This is a genomic window from Synechococcus sp. CBW1006 (genome assembly GCF_015840525.1).
Classification (GTDB): Bacteria; Cyanobacteriota; Cyanobacteriia; order PCC-6307; family Cyanobiaceae; genus CBW1002.
The window spans coordinates 539,841-561,025 of the sequence record NZ_CP060396.1; the positions used below are offsets into that span (position 1 = coordinate 539,841).

At 57.3% G+C, this 21,185-nt stretch carries 22 protein-coding genes; 8 read left to right on the top strand and 14 right to left on the bottom strand.

The window, feature by feature from the left end:
• Positions 1 to 190: 190 nt before the first annotated feature.
• The 4 genes from H8F26_RS02545 to ltrA form a co-directional block, all read right to left on the bottom strand.
• Positions 191 to 721 carry a hypothetical protein gene (locus tag H8F26_RS02545; RefSeq protein WP_197157253.1) on the bottom strand — a complete coding sequence of 177 codons (531 nt, stop codon included), beginning with the start codon at positions 719 to 721 and terminating at the stop codon, positions 191 to 193.
• 129 nt (positions 722 to 850) lie between these two features.
• Entirely contained in the window at positions 851 to 4,150 is a 3,300-nt protein-coding gene (locus tag H8F26_RS02550) for a beta-ketoacyl synthase N-terminal-like domain-containing protein (protein WP_197157255.1), read from the bottom strand.
• A gap of 357 nt (positions 4,151 to 4,507) precedes the next feature.
• The gene (locus H8F26_RS02555; protein WP_197157257.1) at positions 4,508 to 5,689 is read right to left on the bottom strand and encodes an alpha/beta hydrolase; all 1,182 of its coding nucleotides are present in this window, start codon (positions 5,687 to 5,689) and stop codon (positions 4,508 to 4,510) included.
• 658 nt (positions 5,690 to 6,347) lie between these two features.
• Positions 6,348 to 7,598 carry a group II intron reverse transcriptase/maturase gene (gene ltrA, locus H8F26_RS02560; RefSeq protein WP_231597922.1) on the bottom strand — a complete coding sequence of 417 codons (1,251 nt, stop codon included), beginning with the start codon at positions 7,596 to 7,598 and terminating at the stop codon, positions 6,348 to 6,350.
• A gap of 604 nt (positions 7,599 to 8,202) precedes the next feature.
• On the opposite strand from ltrA, the gene H8F26_RS02565 reads away from it, so the two are divergent.
• Together H8F26_RS02565 and H8F26_RS02570 are read left to right on the top strand one after the other, a co-directional pair.
• Positions 8,203 to 8,583, top strand: a complete 381-nt coding sequence (locus H8F26_RS02565; protein ID WP_370594666.1) for a transposase — start codon at positions 8,203 to 8,205, stop codon at positions 8,581 to 8,583.
• Positions 8,555 to 9,109, top strand: a complete 555-nt coding sequence (locus H8F26_RS02570; RefSeq protein ID WP_197157259.1) for a transposase family protein — start codon at positions 8,555 to 8,557, stop codon at positions 9,107 to 9,109. The genes H8F26_RS02565 and H8F26_RS02570 overlap by 29 nt, the downstream gene beginning before the upstream one ends.
• A gap of 165 nt (positions 9,110 to 9,274) precedes the next feature.
• Here H8F26_RS02570 and H8F26_RS02575 read toward each other — a convergent pair whose 3' ends face one another.
• Both H8F26_RS02575 and H8F26_RS02580 read right to left on the bottom strand, forming a co-directional pair.
• Positions 9,275 to 10,411, bottom strand: coding sequence for an IS5 family transposase (locus H8F26_RS02575; RefSeq protein WP_197153730.1), 1,137 nt, complete (start codon positions 10,409 to 10,411; stop codon positions 9,275 to 9,277).
• Entirely contained in the window at positions 10,411 to 10,659 is a 249-nt protein-coding gene (locus H8F26_RS02580) for a hypothetical protein (RefSeq protein WP_197159378.1), read from the bottom strand. The genes H8F26_RS02575 and H8F26_RS02580 overlap by 1 nt, the downstream gene beginning before the upstream one ends.
• On the opposite strand from H8F26_RS02580, the gene H8F26_RS02585 reads away from it, so the two are divergent.
• The 3 genes from H8F26_RS02585 (at position 10,555) to H8F26_RS02595 (ending at position 12,456) form a co-directional block, all read left to right on the top strand.
• The gene (locus H8F26_RS02585; protein WP_197158914.1) at positions 10,555 to 11,094 is read left to right on the top strand and encodes an ISAs1 family transposase; all 540 of its coding nucleotides are present in this window, start codon (positions 10,555 to 10,557) and stop codon (positions 11,092 to 11,094) included. The genes H8F26_RS02580 and H8F26_RS02585 overlap by 105 nt on opposite strands.
• Entirely contained in the window at positions 11,091 to 12,020 is a 930-nt protein-coding gene (locus H8F26_RS02590; RefSeq protein ID WP_231605425.1) for an IS256 family transposase, read from the top strand. The genes H8F26_RS02585 and H8F26_RS02590 overlap by 4 nt, the downstream gene beginning before the upstream one ends.
• Before the next feature lie 187 nt (positions 12,021 to 12,207).
• Entirely contained in the window at positions 12,208 to 12,456 is a 249-nt protein-coding gene (locus H8F26_RS02595) for a hypothetical protein (protein ID WP_197159379.1), read from the top strand.
• On the opposite strand, the gene H8F26_RS02600 is transcribed toward H8F26_RS02595, so the two are convergent.
• The 3 genes from H8F26_RS02600 to H8F26_RS02610 are packed head-to-tail and all read right to left on the bottom strand — an operon-like array spanning position 12,394 to position 14,236.
• Positions 12,394 to 12,630, bottom strand: a complete 237-nt coding sequence (locus H8F26_RS02600; protein ID WP_197157237.1) for a hypothetical protein — start codon at positions 12,628 to 12,630, stop codon at positions 12,394 to 12,396. The two genes, H8F26_RS02595 and H8F26_RS02600, sit on opposite strands and share 63 nt — an antisense overlap.
• Positions 12,631 to 12,673: 43 nt before the next feature.
• Entirely contained in the window at positions 12,674 to 13,747 is a 1,074-nt protein-coding gene (locus H8F26_RS02605; protein WP_197157261.1) for an IS630 family transposase, read from the bottom strand.
• A gap of 45 nt (positions 13,748 to 13,792) precedes the next feature.
• Positions 13,793 to 14,236, bottom strand: coding sequence for a calcium-binding protein (locus H8F26_RS02610; protein WP_197157263.1), 444 nt, complete (start codon positions 14,234 to 14,236; stop codon positions 13,793 to 13,795).
• A gap of 204 nt (positions 14,237 to 14,440) precedes the next feature.
• Between H8F26_RS02610 and H8F26_RS02615 the strand changes: the two genes are divergently transcribed.
• The 3 genes from H8F26_RS02615 (at position 14,441) to H8F26_RS02625 (ending at position 15,449) form a co-directional block, all read left to right on the top strand.
• Positions 14,441 to 14,602, top strand: a complete 162-nt coding sequence (locus H8F26_RS02615; protein WP_197158924.1) for a PCP reductase family protein — start codon at positions 14,441 to 14,443, stop codon at positions 14,600 to 14,602.
• A gap of 104 nt (positions 14,603 to 14,706) precedes the next feature.
• Entirely contained in the window at positions 14,707 to 14,904 is a 198-nt protein-coding gene (locus H8F26_RS02620) for a hypothetical protein (RefSeq protein WP_197157265.1), read from the top strand.
• A gap of 137 nt (positions 14,905 to 15,041) precedes the next feature.
• The gene (locus H8F26_RS02625; protein WP_197157267.1) at positions 15,042 to 15,449 is read left to right on the top strand and encodes a DUF565 domain-containing protein; all 408 of its coding nucleotides are present in this window, start codon (positions 15,042 to 15,044) and stop codon (positions 15,447 to 15,449) included.
• On the opposite strand, the gene H8F26_RS02630 is transcribed toward H8F26_RS02625, so the two are convergent.
• The 5 genes from H8F26_RS02630 to H8F26_RS02650 form a co-directional block, all read right to left on the bottom strand.
• Positions 15,413 to 16,471 carry an aspartate carbamoyltransferase catalytic subunit gene (locus tag H8F26_RS02630; RefSeq protein ID WP_197158925.1) on the bottom strand — a complete coding sequence of 353 codons (1,059 nt, stop codon included), beginning with the start codon at positions 16,469 to 16,471 and terminating at the stop codon, positions 15,413 to 15,415. The two genes, H8F26_RS02625 and H8F26_RS02630, sit on opposite strands and share 37 nt — an antisense overlap.
• 56 nt (positions 16,472 to 16,527) lie before the next feature.
• Positions 16,528 to 17,193 carry a DNA-3-methyladenine glycosylase gene (locus H8F26_RS02635; RefSeq protein ID WP_197158926.1) on the bottom strand — a complete coding sequence of 222 codons (666 nt, stop codon included), beginning with the start codon at positions 17,191 to 17,193 and terminating at the stop codon, positions 16,528 to 16,530.
• A gap of 87 nt (positions 17,194 to 17,280) precedes the next feature.
• Positions 17,281 to 18,201 (bottom strand): hypothetical protein, encoded by a 921-nt coding sequence (locus H8F26_RS02640; RefSeq protein WP_197157269.1) that lies wholly within the window; start codon positions 18,199 to 18,201, stop codon positions 17,281 to 17,283.
• A gap of 448 nt (positions 18,202 to 18,649) precedes the next feature.
• Positions 18,650 to 19,081, bottom strand: a complete 432-nt coding sequence (locus H8F26_RS02645) for a hypothetical protein (protein ID WP_197157271.1) — start codon at positions 19,079 to 19,081, stop codon at positions 18,650 to 18,652.
• Between the two features lie 114 nt (positions 19,082 to 19,195).
• Positions 19,196 to 20,686 carry an IS66 family transposase gene (locus H8F26_RS02650; protein WP_197153750.1) on the bottom strand — a complete coding sequence of 497 codons (1,491 nt, stop codon included), beginning with the start codon at positions 20,684 to 20,686 and terminating at the stop codon, positions 19,196 to 19,198.
• Positions 20,687 to 21,185: the final 499 nt, after the last annotated feature.

Below are 21,185 nucleotides of genomic sequence, written 5' to 3' on the forward strand. Positions count from 1 at the left end.
GGCCTGATTAACGCGAAGCAAACGGACGAATCCGGCGCCGATGGGCCGAGAATCTTTTTCAGGAGTCCCTATGTAATGGCCTGCTGGATGGCTGAGAGACTGGCCTTATGGGGTGGGAATTCGTATGATTCACGTGTCCTTATGTCTATGATTGTCGAATTAAAGAGGGTTCAGTCAAGCAGTCACAGTACTACAAGCGCTGCTTGGCCACGGAAATAGTCCAGTCAGCCTCGGCTATTCCTTTCCCGCCATAGTAATGGTCTTGAAAAGCTGCTTCAAATGAAAATGTGCAGGGCCAAGCCACTGATTCACCTGTGTAGAAGCTGATGGACAATAGACGAAAGTCGGCTTCGGAAACGAGACCACCATATAACTTGAAGCCAGCTTCAAAGATTGTCCAGATGCAACAACATACAATCTCAGTTGGCAACTGATTTGCTGGTACAGGCATGGGCCACCGCATGTAAGCAAAAATGGCTTGCCAATCATGGCCTGCGACATGTTCGATGTCTAGACCGATTGCAGAGTGATCTGTAATGCCAACGAGCACCAGTCCACGAGAATGTGAAACAGATACAAATAGACCGTGGAGATTCTGCTGGCAGTAATAAAGCTTGGGTGGGCTGGCAGGCGGACCGTAGAGCTCCAGTTGAGATGCAGCAATAGAACCATGTTTCAGCCATTGTTGCAACAGAAGCTTGCCCATTAGACGGCTGGCCACATAGTCAGCTATTCGCTTGTTATGACGAAGCCTAGAAACATACCACTTCTCTTGATCGGATAAATACTTCTCGGAAAGATACTGGCATAACAGTGTGTCAGGTGCCTTTGCCAGTAGCATTGACATTGATTAATCAACCTGTTTTAGGATCTGCTTTGAGCTGGCTTCTGCGCTGGCCAGAATCGTCAAGATGGTTCGGCTGTGCTCCAGCAGAAGTTGTTGGCCCAGCACAGGATCCTGCTCTTTGACAACCGGGACAGGTAATGCGTTCGGGCTGGATGTGGATCTGGCTCCAGAGGAGGTGGGATCACTGATAACCGCCATGGAGGTAGGGTCCTGGGCAGACACGGTCTGGCTAGACGACTCACTTCGGCTTCCTGAAGAAGGGGGGACGACGTCTGAAGCTAGTGAGGTCAGAAAGTCCCTGAGCCCGACGGAGTTATATTGAGGAATTTCTGAATGAACCGGGACTGCGGTTGCTGGCTTGATCACGGTCGCCAGGCCTGTTCGATAGCGTTCGATGAAAAGGCCATCGAGAGCTCCCAGATTGAGGTCCAGCCCCGATGTCCACAGGATTGCCACCGACTGGAGAAAGGCAGTGGTGCTGTCTTTACGGGAGGTCCCTAGCGAGACAGCAACAATGTCTGGGAATTCAGAAAGTGCTTCCTTCGTATAACTAGTGAGCGTAGTATTTGGCCCCAGCTCAATAAAGTATCTGGCTCCGTCGGCATACATATTTCGGATCGTCTCTTCATACCTGACAGGATTGAGCCACTGATCGATAAAAATCTGCATCCCTTGCTCATAGTCAGAGGGATAGGGCTTGGTTGTCAAGCAGCTGTATGCGACTGCATGATGTGATTCGAATTGTATCGAATGAGGAAACTCTCTATAGAGTCTACGATGCGTTTCGGCACCATTTTTGAAGTATCGCGTATGATATGGTCGTGTTAATGGGGTCGGCAAGATGTTGCCTCCAGCAGCAACTATGTGCTCAACCAGCTCCTCGCAGAAGTCAGCCTCAGAAAATACGACGCGCTGTGAGCGACAGTTGTCAGAAATTAACGACCATTCAGATCGCATCTTTAAAATAGTATTAAGTTGGCCTAGTTCAAGTCCAGAGATTGCAAACGTCGACCCCTCAGGGAACTCATCGATCGAATCGGCTTTCGAGAAGAACTCATGAATTTGCTTTATCCTTGTCCTAAGGTCATCCTGATTCTTCATTGTGGCTAGGCTACCTGACAGCATCACTGCATTAGACTCTCCTTGGCTATGTCCAACCAGCTGATCTGGCCGCAGTCCTATGCGAGAGGCAATTTCATAGAAGGACATCAGGCACGCAGCAATAATTTGCGTGGCTGAATCCTGAGCATAAAGAAGCTCAATTCGCCTTGCATTGGCTGATCTGGCACAGTCTAAGTCAGCATTCGGCAAGCAAGTGACTAATCCGAGTGGGATCTCACGGCCCAAAGCCTCATCCATGAAATTATACCAATACGCAAATAAATCAATGTTCGTTGTCAGGTCGCCGAGCATTTCAGGCGATTGTACTCCTTCTCCAGGAATTAGGAATGCTATCTTTCCTCGTGAATCTGCCGACTCAGAATAAATAAAGTGACGTCCACGATGACTTGATGACGATGGATTGGATGCCAGCCAAGATGAGGCATCCTGCAGACCCTCGCCAAGATTTCTGTGCGATGATGCAAAGATAACTAGTCGGGTTGCAGCTCTCGATGACTGGTTGTTGCTATGGGTCGATTTGAACAGGACTGCCTGATGTATCTTGTCAACTTCAAGACCAGCAATTAAGTCTTGTAATTCAGAGCGCGAGTCTGCCTCAAGAAAGATAGCTCGACCAGTTGTGGTATAGCCTTGGTGCTGATATTTGAGTAATCCACGGTAAGTCTTTCCAGATGAATCATTGCCAATGCTTGGATCAGTATCAGCAAGGAGATCTGGCGACTTTGAGGCCGTATATGGGAACAGAATGACGGGCGATCCAGCCTGCTGATTAGAATCCGTGAATTCCTGAAGCAGTAAGTGCCCATTGATTCCTCCAAAGCCGAAGGAATTAATGGCTGCAATACGCGGCTTTGCGGGTGAATGGAACCAACGTCGAAGCGTGCGATTAATATAGAAAGGGGTGGAGTGATCAGCGACAGCTTCTAACGGATCTGGACAAACTGATGGTGGAAGTAGTTTATTCTGAAGGGCGAGCGAGGCCTTGATCAGGCTGGCAACGCCAGAGGCGGGAATTGTATGGCCAATCAGAGATTTGATTGATCCAACGGCAATTGTGGATAGGCCACGATGACAGCCCTCGAAGACTTCCAGCATCGATGAAAGTTCGGTGTTGTCACCATGCGGAATTCCTGTAGCATGAACTTCTACTAGTGAAACATCTGAAGGCTTAATGTCGCATTTCTGATATGCTCTCTTCATTGCCAGCACCTGTCCTTGACGATTTGGTGCAAGCAAACCCTCACCTTTGCCATCGCTGGCCAAGGCGACTGAACGGATAACAGAATATATCGGGTCGCCAGATTCTACTGCATCTGACAAACGCTTCAAAGCAATGAAGCCAACTCCTTCGGAAAGCAGTGTTCCGGATGCGAACTTTGACATTGGGAATATTCCTTCTTCCGATAAGGCATTAATTGTGCAAAACAACTGGTAAATTGGGAAATTCATCGTGGCCTGAACTCCGCCAACAAGCATTAGATCAGCGTCGCCAGAATCTAGTTGCTTGATTGCATGATCTACTGCGATCATGCCCGAAGTGCAGGCACCATCTACAAGGTAGTTTGGACCAAGTAGGCCAAGCCTGTTCGCAATCGTCCCAGAAACAACGTTAGAGATGAGATTGGGCGTTATTGCGGGGTCAGTAACCAGCTCAAAAGCGGACGAAAGCAGTGATCGAAGTTGCTTCCTTCGCGCTCCTTTGAGAACTGCACCCACGGAATCTGCAAGAACATCAATGAAATGCTCCAAGATCATCCCATTCATCAACGCCCCGACGATGCCTCGATGAGGATGGTCACCCATGCCGACCACCACTCCGGTCCGTTCATGGGGAATCCATTCCGGTGCCCGTCCGCGCAATGCGTCAGCCATTGCCTCGGCGGCCACCTGGAGGCAAAGGTACTGCGATGGATCGCCTTCAACAAGGTTTGGAGGAAATGCGAACCGAAGGCAATCTATCCAGCTATTTTCGGCGATTGACCCATATTTCTTGGTGTATATCGTGGAGTAGGATTCTCGTGGGTTGGACCTGTCCTGGTCTTTGCTGTAGTAAAGACTGGCCCAAGGATCAGTCATCTCCTTTAGGAGTGATTCCCCTCTAACAAGTGCTTGCCAGTAAGATGAGGTGTCCTTGATCCCTGGATATCTGCATGCCATGCCTACAATTGCGTAGCCCTGCATCGAACTCTTTTAGCTGTCTTTCAGATTAGCATGATTATGAGCAGTGCAGACTGTAGGCACGCCGCCTTCGCACTCAAGTAATCCCTCCCTGTCTGCACCACCATCGGCTGCGGTGCTGACGCAGGCTCTTTCATGCTGCACTGAGCAAGCTGAACTGCTCTGTAACGAAGGGACTTCCGATCCCAAGAACTTATCTTATATTCATTGCTCTAAACCGATGAGTCTGACATCTGCCAGCACTGCAGACCTCAGCTATTGATCCACGAGAAGCAGTGCAGTCGTGGTCATGTTCAGTCTGTGCAGATTGGCGAATGCGATTGACGGATAGATGGGCATTTGGAAGTACGCGGATACATGTCAATGTTTTAGGGCTCCAAGGATGGCCGCTCCTGTGCTGCTTCCAGGTTCTCCGATGCTCGTGTGCATCTCTTTGTGGTCATAAGGATGAGACGAGACCGAGGCGTTGAACGCCGAGCATTCATTGAGGGCACTCGCGAACGACCTGATTTCGTCCTGCTGTTTTTCTGGCCGCTGGGTTGAATACATGACCATCACCTCAGTCGGAGATGATTTCTTTGGACATGATGTCCTGACAAGTTGAGCAGGAACCCATTCTGCAATAAGGGAATTCTTGCCTGGCTCGCTTACGGCACTCTGCCCAAAAATTGCGACAAGGCTATCCTTGTATCGACGAACTTTGCCTGTATACCAATTGGAGTCGTTCAGGATAAATTTGCTATAGATGTCTGCTGTTTTCCGATAGGATGGACTTGTGAGGGTAAGTGCTGCTAGATAGGCCCCTGCTGAATGCCCAATCATGGATGCATCTTTCATGGTGCATGAAGGTGAGGTTCTTCTTAGATTGCCTTCAAGCCATGCTGTGGCGGAAGCAACTGCACTCATCTGCTGCGCGATCAGCCCCTCGATCGGGCGTCCATACACTGGATAGTTTAAGGAGACAAGGCAGAAGCCATTGCGATTCAGCAGCTCGGGCATGGATCCGACACTCCTTTTATCGCCTCTCATCAGAGATCCTCCATGAATATATACAAGTGTCGGACAAGGAGGCCCAGATGACTGCCTGCAAGCAAATATTTCGAGAGTATTGCTGCCTGCAGGAGCCCCTGGAATCAATGCTGAATAGGGCCATCCACCTGTTGATACATTGACTGGTTTAGCTGCTGCAGACTGCCTAGGGCCGCCCTGCATGCGGCGCTGGAATGACCTGGCCATAGCGCAGCTTGAGAGTATGGTTTCCGTCAGCAGCAAGATGGCCAAGAGCAGCAGCGAAGACTTCCATTTTCTACCCGGCGGTTGTGAAACCTTCTCTGCATGCGGGCCTGCAAGGATTGCCTTGGTTCGGCTCTGAGATCGTGACTTCTTGTTTGGTGGAGAGTTGAAACTAAAATAGTTTCGTTGAACCATGAATTGTTTTGCCATGTTTCCTCCTTTGAGTTCGATGGATGAGGTCGATGCTTTGAACAGAAACGTCTTCGAGTGCTTCTTGAGGGCATTGTACCTGGAATAGTCAAGGGACATGACAGCGGCTGTCATGTGCGAAACGGCCGATGTCTCCTGGCGCTGAGTCGTCTTCTCCCCTCATGCGCGAGCATGATCCATTGCGGCAACTGGATACTCCGGCCTCGCGATACTTTCAGTGGCTCCCAGCGATGGTGCGTTGTCAAGGAGTTTCGGTTGAAGTTAGTAACATCTCCGCTGTCTGAAGCTCAGCTTGGTCGACACCTTCAGGGGGGGGCTCGACCCGAATCCAAGCTCGGTTTCTTAAGTGTTCAGGGAAGCGGGACAGCACTAGGGGAAGGCCGACTCTGCTGAACCCCTTACGCCTCCCTGAATTCCGGCATCAACTTAGGCTGGGAGCGCTTGCGATGAGGACACCTCCGGCCCGGATTCCAGCAGTGGACTGCTTGGTAACTCCAGCAAGGATCCGAATGCTGATCCTTGCTTGCGTCCCCTGTGTTGGTGTAAATCCCTGGGGACCTCAACCCCGGCGTAGCCGGGGTTGAGCGCGCACCTCAGACGTTCCGCTCAGCGGCCAGCGTTGCAAGGGGTGGGCAGGCCCGTGACCCTGGTTTGAGCACTACCTCAACCAGACGAACCATGTCGAGTCACCCCGGGGAACTTCCCCCCGAGGTGCTCACAGAACCGTACGTGACACTCTCGCGTCATACGGCTCCCATCATCCACATGCCACTTCACTGACTCGACGCCAGTGCGCGAACAGATCACGATGTCCAGACCTGATCCTGGCAAGTACTCGCCAGCTTTGGAGCCGACGACCCCGCAGCCTTTTGTACTTCTGCCGTAACCAGGCTGCAATTCTGTCATCCAGGTAGCGATACAACTTCCTGATCAGTTCTGTCCTATAGAAACGACCGTAGTACTGAATCCAGCCACGAATCACTGGATTCAGCACTTTAGCGATCTCCTCAAGCGACAGATACACGAGCGATGGAAGCCCTATCGACCTAATCCTCTCCCGCATACGCTGGAGAGCCTGCGGACTCACTGCCGGCAAAAAGCCTGTGTAGATGACTCCGCGAGAATTGCGAGACACACGTGGCCGAAACGCGAAACCAAGAAACGTGAACGTGACATCAGCAAACGGTGCCCGGCGGTTGCTATCCCTGCAGTAGACCACCTGGGTCTTCTGGGGATGAAGCTGGAGGCCACAGGACGCAAAGCGATCCTGCAATGCCTCCAGCAACCGCCGAGCTTCCTTCTCGCTGTGGCAATGACAGATCACATCATCTGCATAGCGCTCAAAGGCAATGGCCGGGTGGCTCCGGCGCATCCACACATCAAACGCATAGTGCAGGAACAGATTGGCCAGCAGTGGACTGATGACACCACCTTGCGGTGTGCCCCGGTCCCTGGGATGGAGCGTGCCATCCGGCAACAGAACCGGTGCCTGCAGCCATCGTTGCAGGTAGAGCACCACCCAGCGCTCGGAGGTATGGGCCTTGATCGCGCGCATCAACAGGTCGTGATCGATAGCATCGAAAAACCCCTTGATGTCGAGATCGAGAACCCAGTTGGACCTCCAGCAGCGCTGACGGCAGACCTCTACTGCCTGATGCGCTGACTTGCCCGGTCTGTAGCCGTAGGAATCCTGATCAAAGATCAGCTCCAGCTCTGGCTCCAGCACCTGCTTGACCACCATCTGTGCGATGCGATCAGCAACCGTCGGGATACCCAGCGGCCTGACGCCTCCACCGGATTTGGGAATCTCCACACGCCGAACTGGTGGCGGAAGATAACTTCCTGATGCCATCCGATTCCAGAGTTTGTAGAGATTATTCTCCAGATCCTTGTTGAAGTCGTCCAGGCTTTGGCCATCCACACCGGCCGCCTGTCCGTTCCGTTTCACCTGTTGATAGGCCTTCCAGACCATCACCTTGGTAATCGGTAGCGGCTTGTCTGTTGTCATCCCATTCCTCCTGCCGTAGGCAGTTGATGGGAGACTCCAAACGGGATGATGCAACCCCTTGGCTCCGAGTCCGTTACAGACCCATCATCGCTACTACGGGTTGCTCCGCCCCTGCCACAGACATCGGTATTGACCCTCATGGTGGTGACCACTTGGGATGTTCCCTTGGCATTCCATGGCAGGTTCTCACGTTCCGCATCAGGGCCTGCGATGAGCTCGTGCCGTCTATACGCCGGCTGCCGTGTGGTCCATAGACAGGCTCTGTCCACACTGATCCAGGAGATTTGGGCCGCCTCCCGTTTTGGCAGCGTCTGAAATAGATATCGGCGCGTCATCAACGGTTCGCTTGCGCTCACCTTCTCGTCGCACACCTGACGGATCCAGTCCGCCGTTTCCCCGTCGCTCACCACCACGTCTTTTGAACGCAGCAGCACGGGGTGGTTTGGTACCAGCCCCTGCAGGCCGATCCCGGGAGGCCACACTCCCATCCCCGATGCAGTTTCATCAGCCTTGGCTTTCACCTGCTGACTCGTGACACACGCCCAAGACTTACTGTGCCGCACCCGACCTCGCGCCGCTACTGGATGGCAGCACTGCCGGTGAGTTGATCCCCGAGCTGGCCCGTTACGGCCTGCAGCAGCTGATCGAGCTGGAGGTCGCTGCCGTGCTCGGCGCAGAGCGCCATGAGCGCAGCGAGGAGCGGCTCGGCTACCGCAACGGCTACCGGCCGCGCACCCTGGCCACCCAGGTGGGGGACATCGATCTCCGCATCCCCAAACTGCGCTCCGGCAGCCACCTGCCCTCGATCCTGGAGCCGCGCCGCCGTGTGGACCAGGCCCTCTACGGCGTGGTGATGGAGGCCTATGTCGGCGGCCAGGGCCGCCTGAAAGTCCGTCCAGCTTGCCCTTGGCGCCCCTGCCGCGGCCTGGTTTGCTCGCGGGACCAGCCCCTCAGCAATGCCCCAGACCGCTGCTCCCGCTGTTGATTTCAACGCCGATGCCGACCTGATCAGCTTCCTCAAGGCCATCCCCGATGGCCGTTACCGCCGCGGGGTGCGCTACCCGCAGTGGTACCTGCTGCTGGTGGCGGTGCTTGGGATCCTCAGCGACTGCCGCAGCTCCCGCGATCTGGAGGCGTTCGCCAGGCGGCACCGGGAGGTGTTGAACCAGGCCCTGGGGCTGAATTTCAAGCGCTGGCCTTCGGACGCCACCTTCCTCTACCTGTTCAACAAGGCGCACCTGCAGCAGTTCGGCGAGGTGCTCCAGGCCTGGATGATCAGCCATATCCCAGGCGGTACAACGGCTGTGGAGCAGTTGGTGTGCGATGGCAAGACCCTGAAGGGTTCAGCCATCGAGACCGATGACGGCAACCACCGCTTTGTCGCCCAGGTGACGGTCTACGCCCGAGCCCTCGGTGTCGCCTTGGCTCAGAAGGCCTACGACACCCATGAATCGAGCGAGCGAGCAGCGCTCAAAGAGCTGCTGAGCACGATGGATTTAGGAGTTTGCTGAAAAACCAACCCACGAGCCAGTTTTCCACAGGCATCAGTGGATTTCCGGCTCAAAAAGACGGATCGGCGGCTATCAGAGCCGCAAACAGCCCGATTTCGGCATCGTTGGCCTCTCTGCAAGGCATTGGTTGAGGCCTATTGGGCACACCTCTGGACAACGGGCTGTTCATGCCGCCTCCATCGCGGGCTTGAGCAGGTTGCCCAGGCGGATCAGGTTGTAGGCGATCACATGCAGGCCAAACACGGCGCCGACCTTCTCGGTACCGCGCAGTTTGAACTGGCGCAGCCCTCCGAACGCCTTGATCCAACCAAACACCTTTTCGATCCCCCGGCGGGCGTTGATCGATTTGGAGTAGCCCACGTGACGGGTGGTGCGGCCATCAATGGCTGAGCCACCGCTGCGGGCCGTGTTCTGGGCCACGTGGGGCGTGACACCGATCCGCCGCATCTCAGCGACAAACCCTTTGGTGTCGTAGTTCTTGTCGGCGCCGACGGTCTTCTGGTGGGCACCGGTGAGGTCTGCTGCCATCTCTTTGGCGGCATCCCGCTCACCGGTGCCCGTGGCCTGGGTGACGCGGCAATCGACGATCAGGTCGTGGCGGTTGTCCATGAGGACATGGCCCCGATAGCTCAGCTGCGCTGGATGGGCATTCGATTTCCGGGCCAGCCGTGCCTCAGGATCGGTGCTGGAGCGGTGGGTCTCGTTGCTGAGCTTGATGCCGCGAAAGTCCCCTTTGGCGCGCTTCTTTCCCTCTTTGGGAGCACCGAATCCTTCGCCAGGACCTGTGGGCGGAGGCGGAGGATCCTCCTGGCCATCGATCCGCTCCAAGGAAGCGTGTGACGCCCAGGCCTGGAGCAACGTGCCGTCCACCGAAAAGTGCTCGTCACTGAGCAGCGGTTTGACCTCGGGTGCTCCCATCAGCTTCTCCAGGAACAGCCCCATGACGTCGTCAGTGAGGAGCCGATCACGATTCTTGGTGAATGTGGTCGGATGCCAGATCGCATCGTCAGGGCTCAAGCCCACAAACCAGCGGAACAGCAGGTTGTAGTGGACCTGCTCCAGCAGCAGCCTCTCGGAGCGGATGCCGTAGAACGCCTGCAACAACGAGGCCAGCAGCAGCTGCTCTGGCGGCACCGATGGTCTCCCTTCTGAGGCATACAACCTGCAGAAGGTGGGATTGAGTCGATCGAGGGCCTGATCCGCCAGCTTGCGAATCCGCCTGAGTGGATGGCTGGTCGGGATCCGCTCCTCGATCGAGACGTAGGAGAACAAGGAGCCGCTGCGCTCCTGCTGACCTCGCATCAAACCTGGGGCAGTTGCCCTATTTTCGCAGAGGCGGCGGGGTTTTTCAGCAAACTCTTAGAGGGCAAGCTGATCCAGGCGGATGCCCTGCACACGACGCAGGCGTTTTTCGCTGGTGCCTCGAGCAGGGAGCCGACGTCGCCCTGACCGTCAAAACGAATCAGCCCAGGCTCCATCGGCAGATCAGCCGCCAGTTCGAGGGAAAACGTCGGATCCCTTTCACTGCAACGGATCAGGAGAAACGCCATGGGCGTGACACGCGCTGGGAGCTCAGGGCCAAGGAAGCCCCCGATCACATCAAGGAAGCCTGGCCGGGCAGCGCCTGGATCGTGGAGCTGATCACCACGACCACCAAGCGCAACGGCAAGCACAGTGTCACCAGGCACTTGTTCATCACGACCGTTCGCACAGCTCCAGAAGGCCTGCTGCGCCTGATCCGGCAACGCTGGAGCATTGAAAACGAATGGCACTGGGCCCGCGACACCCAGCTCGGTGAGGACGCCCACCGCTATACCCATCGCATCGGTGCACCGGTGTTTGCGTTCCTGCGGACCGTGGTCATGAACCTGCTGCGGCGCGGCGGCTACCGCTCGATCCGACGGGGGCTCCGGGAACTGGCTTACGACATCAGAGGGATGCTGGCGTTGGGCGGGGTTCAGCTCGCGGGAGCGAGGTTGGAGTGACTTTCAGGCAACCCTGTGTCGGCGGCATCTCAACGCGCAAGGTCGACGCCCTGGTGGCCGCCCTGGGAGTCCAGAGCGGCATCTCCAAATCTCAGGTGAGCCGCATCTGCGCTGACATCGACATCCAGGTGCAGGCCTTCCTGAACCGCCCCCTTGAGGCCACCGGCTACGCCTACCTGTACCTCGATGCCACCTATCTCCACGGGCGTCTCGGCAAGGCGATGCAGGTCTGCTCCAGGGCTGTGGTGGTGGCCATGGGCGTCAATGCCGATGGTCGCCGCGAGCTGCTCGGCATCAAGGTGGGCGACAGCGAAACCGAGAGCTTCTGGAGCGAGTTCATTGGCTCGCTCAAGGAGCGCGGCCTCACTGGGGTCAAGCTCGTGATCAGCGACGCGCACGTGGGCCTCACCAAGGCGATCCGGCGGATGCTGCAGGGCAGCTGCTGGCAGCGCTGCAGGGTCCATTTCGCCAGAAACCTGCTCCAACGGGTGCCCAAGGCCCACCAAGGCATGGTCACCGCTGCCTTGCGCTCAGTGTTCGCCCAGGAGAAAACGGACGAAATCGAGGCCCGCTGGGACGATCTGGCCAGCTCACTGGTGGATCGCTTCCCCAAGGCTGCTGAGCTCATGCTGCACGCCCGGGAAGACGTGCTCGCCTTCCGTCACTTCCCGCCTCAACACTGGAAAAAGACTTGGAGCACCAACCTGCTCGAGCGCCTCAATGAGGAGATCAAACGCCGCACTCGGGTGGTTGGCATCTTCCCGAATGACGCCTCGATCACCCGCTTGGTGGGGGCTGTGCTGCTGGAGCAGGACGAGCACTGGCAGCTGGAGGGCCGGCGCATGTTCTCCGCCGAGAGCATGGCCGCCATCCCCTCACTGGCGGAGCTGCCCACGCAGCCTTCCTTGCAAGAAGCAGCGGCCTGAGCCTCAGGCCCCAGGAGATCGCGCCGTAGCGCCCCCACAGGGCGCAGCGGCGGCGATCACCGCCCGGGGGCCGGCACCGCAGACGTCACGACCAAGATTGCAGGTGTAGCCCACAACCGATCGGCAATCCAGACGAAAGACTTGACAAGTCAATCGTCTGGATTCATCGTGAAATAACGAGGTGCACATGCGCCTCGAGAATGACAGCCCGTCATTCACCCCTGTTCTCCCTCAGTCCAGGGCAATCGGGCCTCGGGATTTACACCACGCCAAGGGACGCGGCCTGATCCTTGCTCAGCAGCAGCAGATTCAGGAACTCAGCCAACGCAATGAGGAGCTGCAGCTGCAGCTCCAGATCATCGACATGGCCACTTCACTGGCCCGGCTGCGGGAAGGGATCGTTCGTAGCTCCCGTAATTCCTCCAAACTGACGTGACCCCAGCGGATTGAGCGCCCGCCGCTGGGTGTGGCTCATGCTGCGATGAATCGACAGTGAGGCTGGGCCACCGAAGCGATACTGGGTCAGCCAGAGGTAGGCACAGTGCAGGCTGATCCCGTTTTCGTCCGCCAGCTCCGAGAGTCTGCGGCCATGCTCCAAGTGCTGGTTCACAAGCCGGAGCCGGCCTCGCTGGGTCAGAGCGGCATTAGGTTTCCTAGTGTGCCGTCCCGGAGATTTGCGAGCAAAGTCGCTGGAGCTTCTCCAGGATTGAGTCGGCTGTTGCCGTCCATTTGAACGGGGCCTTGGTCTTGTTGTAGGCGGCCACGAACTGCTCGATTTTGGCGATCAGTTCCTTGACGCTGGAGAAGCTGCCCCGCCGGATCGCCCGCTGGGTGATGGTCCCGAACCAGCGCTCTACCTGATTGAGCCAGGAGGCGTAGGTGGGGGTGTAGTGCACGTGGAAGCGGGGCCTCTGCGCCAGCCAGGCCCGGACTTTGGCGTGCTCGTGCGTGCAGTAGTTGTCCACGATCAGGTGCACGTCCAGATTCTCGGGAACCGACTTCTCGATCTGCCGGAGGAACCCCAGGAACTCCTGGTGCCGGTGCCGGGGCCTGCACTGGGTGATCACCTCACCAGTCGCCACATCCAGGGCCGCGAACAGGGTGGTGGTGCCGTGGCGGATGTAGTCATGGGTCACCCCCTCCACGTAGCCCAGGCCCATGGGCAGCAGCGGCTGGGTGCGGTCCAGGGCCTGGATCTGGGTCTTCTCGTCGACGCAGAGCACCATCGCCTTGTCGGGCGGATTCAGGTACAGGCCGATGATGTCGCGGACTTTCTCGACAAAGAACGGATCGGTCGAGAGCTTGAAGTGCTTCTGCCGGTGGGGCTGGACCGAGAAGGTCTGCAGCCAGCGGTGAACCGTGGTCTTGGAGATCCCAGTCGCTGCAGCCAAGGTCCGTGCGCTCCAGTGGGTGCTGCCATCGGCGGGCTTGGTCTGCAGAGCCCGGTTGATCACCTCAGCCACCTTGTCGTCTTCATAGGTGCGGGGCCGGCCGGGCCGCAGCTCGTCATGGAGCCCTTCCAGTCCAAGGTCCCGGTACCGCTTGCGCCATTTGCCAACGGTCATCCCCGTCAGTCCCATTCGTTTGGCGATCGCCGTATTGGTTTCGCCTGCTCCGCAGGCCAGGACGATCTGGGCTCGCTGCACGATCGAATGCGGCAGCGACCGGGAATTCGCAAGGGCCCGCAACTGCTGAGCTTCGTCCTCGCTGAGGACCAGCGGAGGCATCGGACGACCAAGCGCCACAGGGCACCTCGGGTGACACCCCTGATTTTAGCTGTTATTTCCAGGACGGCACACTAGATCACCGGTGACAATATCGTCTCCTGCTTCACCGAAAACAAAATCGTTACCTGCACCACCTCGAACAATATCATTACCAGCCCCGCCACTGACATTGTCGTTACCAACATTCCCGTTGAGCCAATCCGCCCCTGCGTCGCCGGCAAGGAAATCATTTTCATTGCCGCCAAGGTATTTGTCTCGCCCGGTGCCGCCAACCAAAAAATCGTTGCCGAGGTTTCCGTTTACATCGTTAAACCAGCCAGGGATGGGAATGCTCGAGCCGGTAACCTGATCGTCTCCACCATTCATTCTGGTGGGCTGACCAAGAGAATCAGGGAAGTTCTCAAGGGATACGGTATCAGCCAGGTTGGAAAAATCCCATCTACCATCAGGGCCGAGAATTTGCTGATTTTGGATCGGGGAAGCAGCCATGAGCCATTTTTGAAGTCATTTTATCTTAACGGCTCCGGCCGCCTTCGGAGCAAAGGCATTTGAACTCTTAATCATTGATCAGAGAGAAGTCGACCGCATCAGAGTTCCGAATTGAGTCCCATCCTTTCGCGACGTCTCTGATCGGTTCGATTACTCTGATCTCAAAGCACTCCTCTTCACACCTCGCACAAGGCCATGGCTGCTCTGGAATGGAGTTCAGATGCTGAAGTTGAGTTGAAGGAGGTCCCCTTCTTCGTTCGGCCAGCGGTGCGCCGGCGCATCGAACGGCTCGCCGCCGATGCGGGCCTGGAGCGGATCGAGGTTGCCTTCTACGAGCAGGCCAAGGCACAGTTCGGCCAGAAGTGAGCGGACCTGGCCCGCGCTGATCCGATCCCGGCTCCCTCACGCCCAGCCGTGGTGGGAAGGGCGATGGGGTAAAAGAGAGGTCTGATCCGTTCCCTACCGTTGCGATGTCGCAGTCCAAGCGTGAGCAGGTGGTCAGTCATCTGCGCTACATCCGCCAGGAACTGCGCGAGATGCACCAAGGTGTGATGGAAGACGGACTGCTTCCTGAAGCTGGTGAGGTGAGGGGTGTCATGGCCCAGATGGAGGCCCTGCTCGAATTGCTGGAAGGCAAGGGCTCCCGCAAGAAAGACAGCGAGGGCTGATCCCGGCTTCCAGCGACCAGCCCGTCAGCACGCAGGGCAGGTCTCAGGCTGAGGCCCACCCAATGTGACGGCTATCCTGCCGCTCTGCCGTGCGGTTCACTGGGCTCCGGCTCACTGGACCTGGTAACGGTCGCCCGATGCGAACTCCCTTCCCGGCTCGCCACTCAAGCCCCGCCCAGCGAATCGAGCAGACCCCCGAAGCAGGATCGTTGCGACCACGACCGACACGCCTGCAGAGCCGGGTGGTCGACGCAGGCGCGGCCCTGACCGGCTGGGCCAGTAATCCCTGGCGACGGCTGGCCCTGCTGCTGATCGTCCTGCTGCTCGGCTTCGTGATCGGCGGTGGCGTCGGCACCATCTGCGGTGCCCTCTCCATCATTGACCACCTGGCGGCCCTGTTCTGCGTGATCGCGATGGAATTCGCCATCAGGGCCCGCCGCTGGTTGCTGCGGCAGCGTGGTGATCATCTGGGGCTGGAACTGCTGGACATGGGCCGGATCGGCCTGCTTTACGGCCTGCTGCTGGACGGCTTCAAGCTGTTCTGAGCTCCGGCCCCATCCCCGGCGGCCAGAAGATAGAGCAGGGCCATCCGCACCGGGATGCCATTGCGGACCTGCTCCTCCACCAGGTTGGCCCCAGGATCGTCGAGCAGATCGCCGGCCATTTCCACGCCACGGTTGACCGGGCCGGGATGGAGCAGGGGAACCGGCTGGCCACACAGGGCCAGGCGATCGCGGCTGAGGCCATAGAGGCGGTGGTACGTGTCGAGGCTGGAGAGCAGTTGCTGCTGCATCCGCTCTTTCTGCAGACGCAGGGTCATCACCGCATCGGCCCCAGGCAACGCCTCCTCAAGGGAGCGCACCACCTGGATCGAGCCACGTCGGGGCACAGGATCCTCATGCTGGCCAGGGGGCGGAGCCGCCACGAAGTCGGCGAAGGCCTCGGGTACCAGAGTGGGCGGACCACAAAGCACCACATCCGCGCCACAGGCGGTGAGGGCCCAGAGATTGGAGCGCGCGACACGCGAGTGCATCACATCTCCCACGATCGCGACCCGCCTGCCCCGCAGGCCTTCGGGCGATGGGGCCAGCGGATCAAAGTGGCGGGCAAGTGTGAACAGATCCAGCAGACCCTGGCTGGGATGGCTGTGCAGCCCATCGCCGGCATTGAGCACCGCCACCCTTTCGCCGGACTGATCGAGATCGCGCGCCAGGCAGGCAGGCACGCCGGCGCAGCGATGGCGTACCACCAGCACCGTCGATCCCATCGCCACATAGGTGCGGGCGGTATCAAGCAGGCTCTCGCCCTTGCTGAGCGAGCTGGAGGACGGGGAGAAACTCTGAACGTCAGCGGAGAGGCGCTTGGCGGCCAGCTCGAAGCTGCTGCGCGTGCGGGTGCTCGGTTCGAAGAAGAGGGTGGTCATCAACCGGCCCTGCAGCGCCGGCAGCTTGCGAGCGCCGGCATCAGGCAGGGAACGAAAGCGCTGAGCCAGCTCCAGCACGGTGGCGAAATCCTGCAGCGAGAACGCCGCCAGGTCGATCACATGGCGGTGGTTCCAGCCGCTCAAGGGGCCGCGGTCGCGCAGAACACCCCACAAGGTAGGGCTCTGCCGAGCAGCAGGGCTCAGACATCCAGCAGGACGGCCGGATCCAGGGCAAACGCCAGCGGCGGCTTCCGATCACCGCGCACGCGGCGGCTGACACTGCGACTGCCGCGCAGATACCAGCGCCAGGGCAGCTCCTGGGCGGAAGAGATGCCGATGCGGGGGCACTGGCACAACGGGTCTTCCCCACGGCTGCGGCACTGATCGAGCCAGTCCTGCAGCCGCGAGGGAACCGGCGCCAGCCACACCCCCGACTCAGGCGCCACGGAGCGGCCATCCAGGCTGCGATCCAGGCCGAAACGGCGGGCCAGCAGAGCGGGGCCTGCCGCCACCCGCTCCGGTTCGCCGGGCAGCGCCACCGCCCGCAGCAGCACGCCGTTGGCCCAGTCTCTGCGGCCGGTCACCACGTTGACGCAGTGGTGAATGCCATAACTCACATACACATAAAACTGCCCTGGCGCACCAAACAGGGTTTCGTTGCTGGGGCTGCGGCGCCGATGCCCGTGACAGGCGGGCTCGGATTGGCAATACGCCTCCGTTTCTACAATCACGCCGCTGAGCAGGTCTCTACCCGCCTGGCGTTTCACCAGCAGGCAGCCGATGAGGTCGGGCGCCACTTCTTCTGCGGGGCGGGCGAAGAAAGCCTGGGTCAGCCCTGGGAGGTCTTGGGTGGTCGTGGTGGCTATGGGAGTGGCTTGAGGGATGGGATGGATCTTTGAGATCTCAAATGCCAAAACATTAGAATTCACCCTACTGAGACCAGCCAGATTAGGCTAAGTCAACCACCTGCGATTAGAGCCCGATACAAGATCATCAATTTTAGCGAATGAGCCAGAGAAATGATCCAGCACGAAATTCCAGTTTTCAACAAAGTGCAGAGGGCGGCTCCTTATATTCACATCATTATAAAGACGCATGCCGCCAATCCCGACATCGGTAGCAACTTTTCCAAATGGCATCAGAACAACAGGGCGACCATTTAGCCAAGATTTAAAGCAATTGTAATAATCGTCATATTGATAAGGCTCAAGCTCCTTTGGGAAAAAAGATAGCTGCCTTGCTGACTCTACGCTAATTAACTGGGGCGCCCGATTGACGTTGGCAACGAATCTATGAGGCATCATACCGTTGGCAGCAACGAATCCAGACGGAAGAAGCATGCGCTTATAACAACCCAATGAATAGAAAGAGTTGGATTGACCTGAAGAACCCACGACAAACTCTGCACTCAGCAGCCCAGAATCTGCACGCTGATAGGAGAAAGAAGGGTCAAGGTCTGAGCCTCCATTGCCGCCAACAATAGCCGCACCATACTGAGACGATGCTCCTAGAGCTGAATCCAACCAATCAAATAGCCTCTCATCATAAACATCATCATCCTGAAGTAGAACCACGTGGGAACAGCCCCAGTGGCTGGCAATCTCTATGGAAAGTCTATAGTTTTGTATCTCATGCAAATCGTTTGCTGAGATAACGAGATGATTTTTCCCAGCTAGCCTTCTGTGCCATGCAAGTGCAGAGCCGTCAATACATCCATCAGCAAAAACAATCACATTGCTGCACCCTTTCTCAAGGAAAGTAGCGAGGATTTTATCACAGTTCTTCGCCTTATTAAAAACCTGGAAGACGAAGGCGACGTTCTGATACGCAGAATACCTGAATGCCGCCTCACTCAGAAATCGCTTGTGAGCCAATACCCTTGACCTAAGACGAGCAGCGAGAAGTGCCCGAGACTTGGAACGAATACCTTTATACACACGCTTTAATGCTTCCACTGAGGTGAGCGCCTCTAGCTTAAAAATTCAGCATAGCACTAATTTGCAATGAGTCAACAAGGACAAACTCGTAGGCGGCTAGTTCAATCTTGAATATTCACGCCTAATAAGCTCGGTTAATATATTCTCTAAGCTTCTAAGATTTCGCCTCTTTTTCTGCACCTCAACCAGCATCGCCGCTTCCACATCAGGTAGGCGAATGATGATGGTCTTCATTAGACTGCCTCCAGTCGCGCCAGTTTCTCGGCAATCGCTTCTCTACAAAATGCTGAGATATTCAGGCAACGGCTTCTCTTCAGGTGGAGCAGTGCCTGGTGGAGCTGCTGGGAATCAGCTGTTGGATAGGTGACGGTTAACTGATTTCTCTTCATAGAATCCAATCGGTTGAATAGTAGTCAATAGAGGCATTGCTCTGCCTGGTCTCCTTACAGAGATATCGCAGCAGCATCATCTCAGTGCTGGGAGTGACAGGCTGGATATGGGCGGAATCAAACAGGACGCTTTTTGCTCTAAGCGGAAGAGTCAGATTAAAGAAGTCATCAAGCCGCTCATGCCAATCAAATGGAGACGGCAATGCCTCTATCAACATATTTATATGGGGTCGCTCCCTGTTTCTCCCGTATTCAATGCTCCACAGTGACCGTGCCCTATCGGAAATCTTCGCCCAGCGACGGTTGCCGTAGACCCACTGGTAGAGCGTGTGCTTGTGGAAGGCAATATCCTTACTCACCTCATCTGGGTTGATTCTGCGTTGCTGCTGGTGGCGGCTGTTGAATCCATCATTCAGGTGATAGACCACATACCATTGGGGGTTGGTATGCGTTCAGGGGTCGGGACGCCCCACCGCACGAATGCAAGCCTGATCGCTCACCGCTGAGCGATCAGAGACTCTTCCTTGTCCTTTCTTCTGCCTTCAGGGATCGCTCAGCAGTGACGGCATCACCCCATCGCGGTGATGGGCGATCCAGGCCTGCTCCAGGAACTCCCAGACATCCCGCCCCTGTTGCCTGAGGGTAGTGGTGACCGTGAGCAGGCGGCTCCGGCAGATCGCACCTTGGCGGGATTGGACTCCTTGACTGATCTTGCGCTGAATCACCGATTGGCGCAGGGCACGTTCTGCGGCGTTGTTGGTGGGCTCTATTCCCTCGTTCTCCAGGAAGGTCCACAACCCACCTGTCACCTTCTGGAGCTGCTGGCACGTGCGCACTGTGCTGGCCCAAGGCGTTCGCTCGCCGCGCTGGTAGCCGAGCTCTACTACCCGCTGCAGCGTGGTCTCAAAGGTCTGGCGGATCGGCCGGCAGCTTTGCTGCAAGGCGGGCCAGTCAATCTTTCCCTCCTTGTAGCGGTGCCAGTGGCCAAACAGCTGCTGCTGCAGGCCCAGCAGCTGGGCTCCGAATTCAGCGCTGGCGCCCGGGCGTTCGGCGATGGCCGTCAGGTCGCGGATCAGGTGCGCCCAGCACAGCTGGCGCTGCTTGGTGGGCAGGTGGTTGTAGGCCGAGAAGCGATCGCTCACCACAATCCCGCCAAAGGCGTTCCCCAGCAGCTCGATGGCAGCGGTCGTCGATCGACTCAGCCCTTGCACAAATACCGTCACCACGGCGGTGACCATGACCCACTGCCAGCCCCGCTTTCCAGTGGGATTGTTGCCGTCGGCATTGCCGGTGGGGGCGCCAGTTTCATCTACGTAGGCCACCGGCTGCACGCGGGCAAAAGCAAGGGCCTCCTGCATGGGCTGCTCCAGTGCTGCACTCAAGCGCTGGCGGACCCGTGCAATCGCGCCGCGGCTCATCTCCACTCCTACCAGCTGCTGGAGCAGGGCCTGGGTCTTGCTGAAACTCAACGGAAAGGCACTGCCCAGCAGGCCCACCAGTGCACTGAGCCTTGGGCCGTAGTGACTGGCCTCCACATCCGCCGGCAACGAGGCGCAGGTGCTGGTGGAACAGCAGGGGCAGACCAGGCGATGCAGCCGGTGCTCGATCACCAGCGGGGTAATCGGCGGGATCTCGATCACCTGATGGCGCAGGGGATCGAGATCCTCTCCCTGGAGCAAGGTGCCACAGCGGCGGCAGGCATCAGGGTGGTGATCCACCACCTGATCCACCCGCTCGATCGACAGCAGCTCTGGTCCGGATCCGGGATGGCCCTGCTGGCCGCCCCGCTTGCGGCCACTGCCCTTGCGCCGTTCTGGCGGCTTAAAACCCAGACCATCACTGGAGGGAGGTTTGGATGAGTTGCGAGAGCTGCGTCCGATCCGCTCACGCAGGTTTGCCAACTCGGTGGCCAAGGAGGTGAGTTGGCCGCGCAACAGCTCGATCTCCTGCTGCTGGGCGTTGATCAGCGCTCTGACGCTGGCGGGAGTTTCCAGCCAGTCGGCTTCTGGAATTCCAGCCGGATGTGCGGTCATCACAGGCGGGTCTCTACCTGAGATGCAACCGGAAATCAAGCTGTCGTCAAGGGTTCAGCAGGGCCGATGTTCGCCGCGAGCTGTCACGCCCCCTGAACGGATACGGGGGTTGAATCCTCGTTGGAGTTGCCGATGGAGTATCTGCTCGTTGGCTTGTATCAGTTTTTGATTTTTCATATTGATTTTCTTTGGAAATTTTTGAGTCATCTGAGGACATCAAGGGATACAGGCGAAAAACCTCAGGTCTCACCTCATCACTTCTTCCAACGCACCGCCAACTGGATTCCCAATCACTGGCTGGCTGAGATTTCTCAATGGCAACGCCAGGCGCTCTTATGTCTTCCCTGTAAACCCTGCAAATAACAATTTCTATTTATACGAGTTTCTGATTTTTCACAGTCCAAGACGACGACAACAAGCACAAGCTGCTTTTAAATCACATTTCTCACCCACGCACCCACTTTTGTAGCCTATGAAATAAGCATTCTTTTTCACTTTT

Excerpts from the sequence above, each read along its gene's own strand:
- H8F26_RS02610 (WP_197157263.1), bottom strand. The coding sequence starts at position 14,236 with ATGGCTGCTTCCCCGATCCAAAATCAGCAAATTCTCGGCCCTGATGGT.
- ltrA (WP_231597922.1), bottom strand. The coding sequence starts at position 7,598 with ATGACAACAGACAAGCCGCTACCGATTACCAAGGTGATGGTCTGGAAG.
- H8F26_RS02550 (WP_197157255.1), bottom strand. The coding sequence starts at position 4,150 with ATGCAGGGCTACGCAATTGTAGGCATGGCATGCAGATATCCAGGGATC.
- H8F26_RS02555 (WP_197157257.1), bottom strand. The coding sequence starts at position 5,689 with ATGTCCCTTGACTATTCCAGGTACAATGCCCTCAAGAAGCACTCGAAG.
- H8F26_RS02580 (WP_197159378.1), bottom strand. The coding sequence starts at position 10,659 with ATGGCGTTTCTCCTGATCCGTTGCAGTGAAAGGGATCCGACGTTTTCC.
- H8F26_RS02575 (WP_197153730.1), bottom strand. The coding sequence starts at position 10,411 with ATGCGAGGTCAGCAGGAGCGCAGCGGCTCCTTGTTCTCCTACGTCTCG.
- H8F26_RS02605 (WP_197157261.1), bottom strand. The coding sequence starts at position 13,747 with ATGCCTCCGCTGGTCCTCAGCGAGGACGAAGCTCAGCAGTTGCGGGCC.
- H8F26_RS02625 (WP_197157267.1), top strand. The coding sequence starts at position 15,042 with ATGCGAACTCCCTTCCCGGCTCGCCACTCAAGCCCCGCCCAGCGAATC.
- H8F26_RS02570 (WP_197157259.1), top strand. The coding sequence starts at position 8,555 with ATGCCCCAGACCGCTGCTCCCGCTGTTGATTTCAACGCCGATGCCGAC.
- H8F26_RS02595 (WP_197159379.1), top strand. The coding sequence starts at position 12,208 with ATGCGCCTCGAGAATGACAGCCCGTCATTCACCCCTGTTCTCCCTCAG.
- H8F26_RS02650 (WP_197153750.1), bottom strand. The coding sequence starts at position 20,686 with ATGACCGCACATCCGGCTGGAATTCCAGAAGCCGACTGGCTGGAAACT.
- H8F26_RS02620 (WP_197157265.1), top strand. The coding sequence starts at position 14,707 with ATGTCGCAGTCCAAGCGTGAGCAGGTGGTCAGTCATCTGCGCTACATC.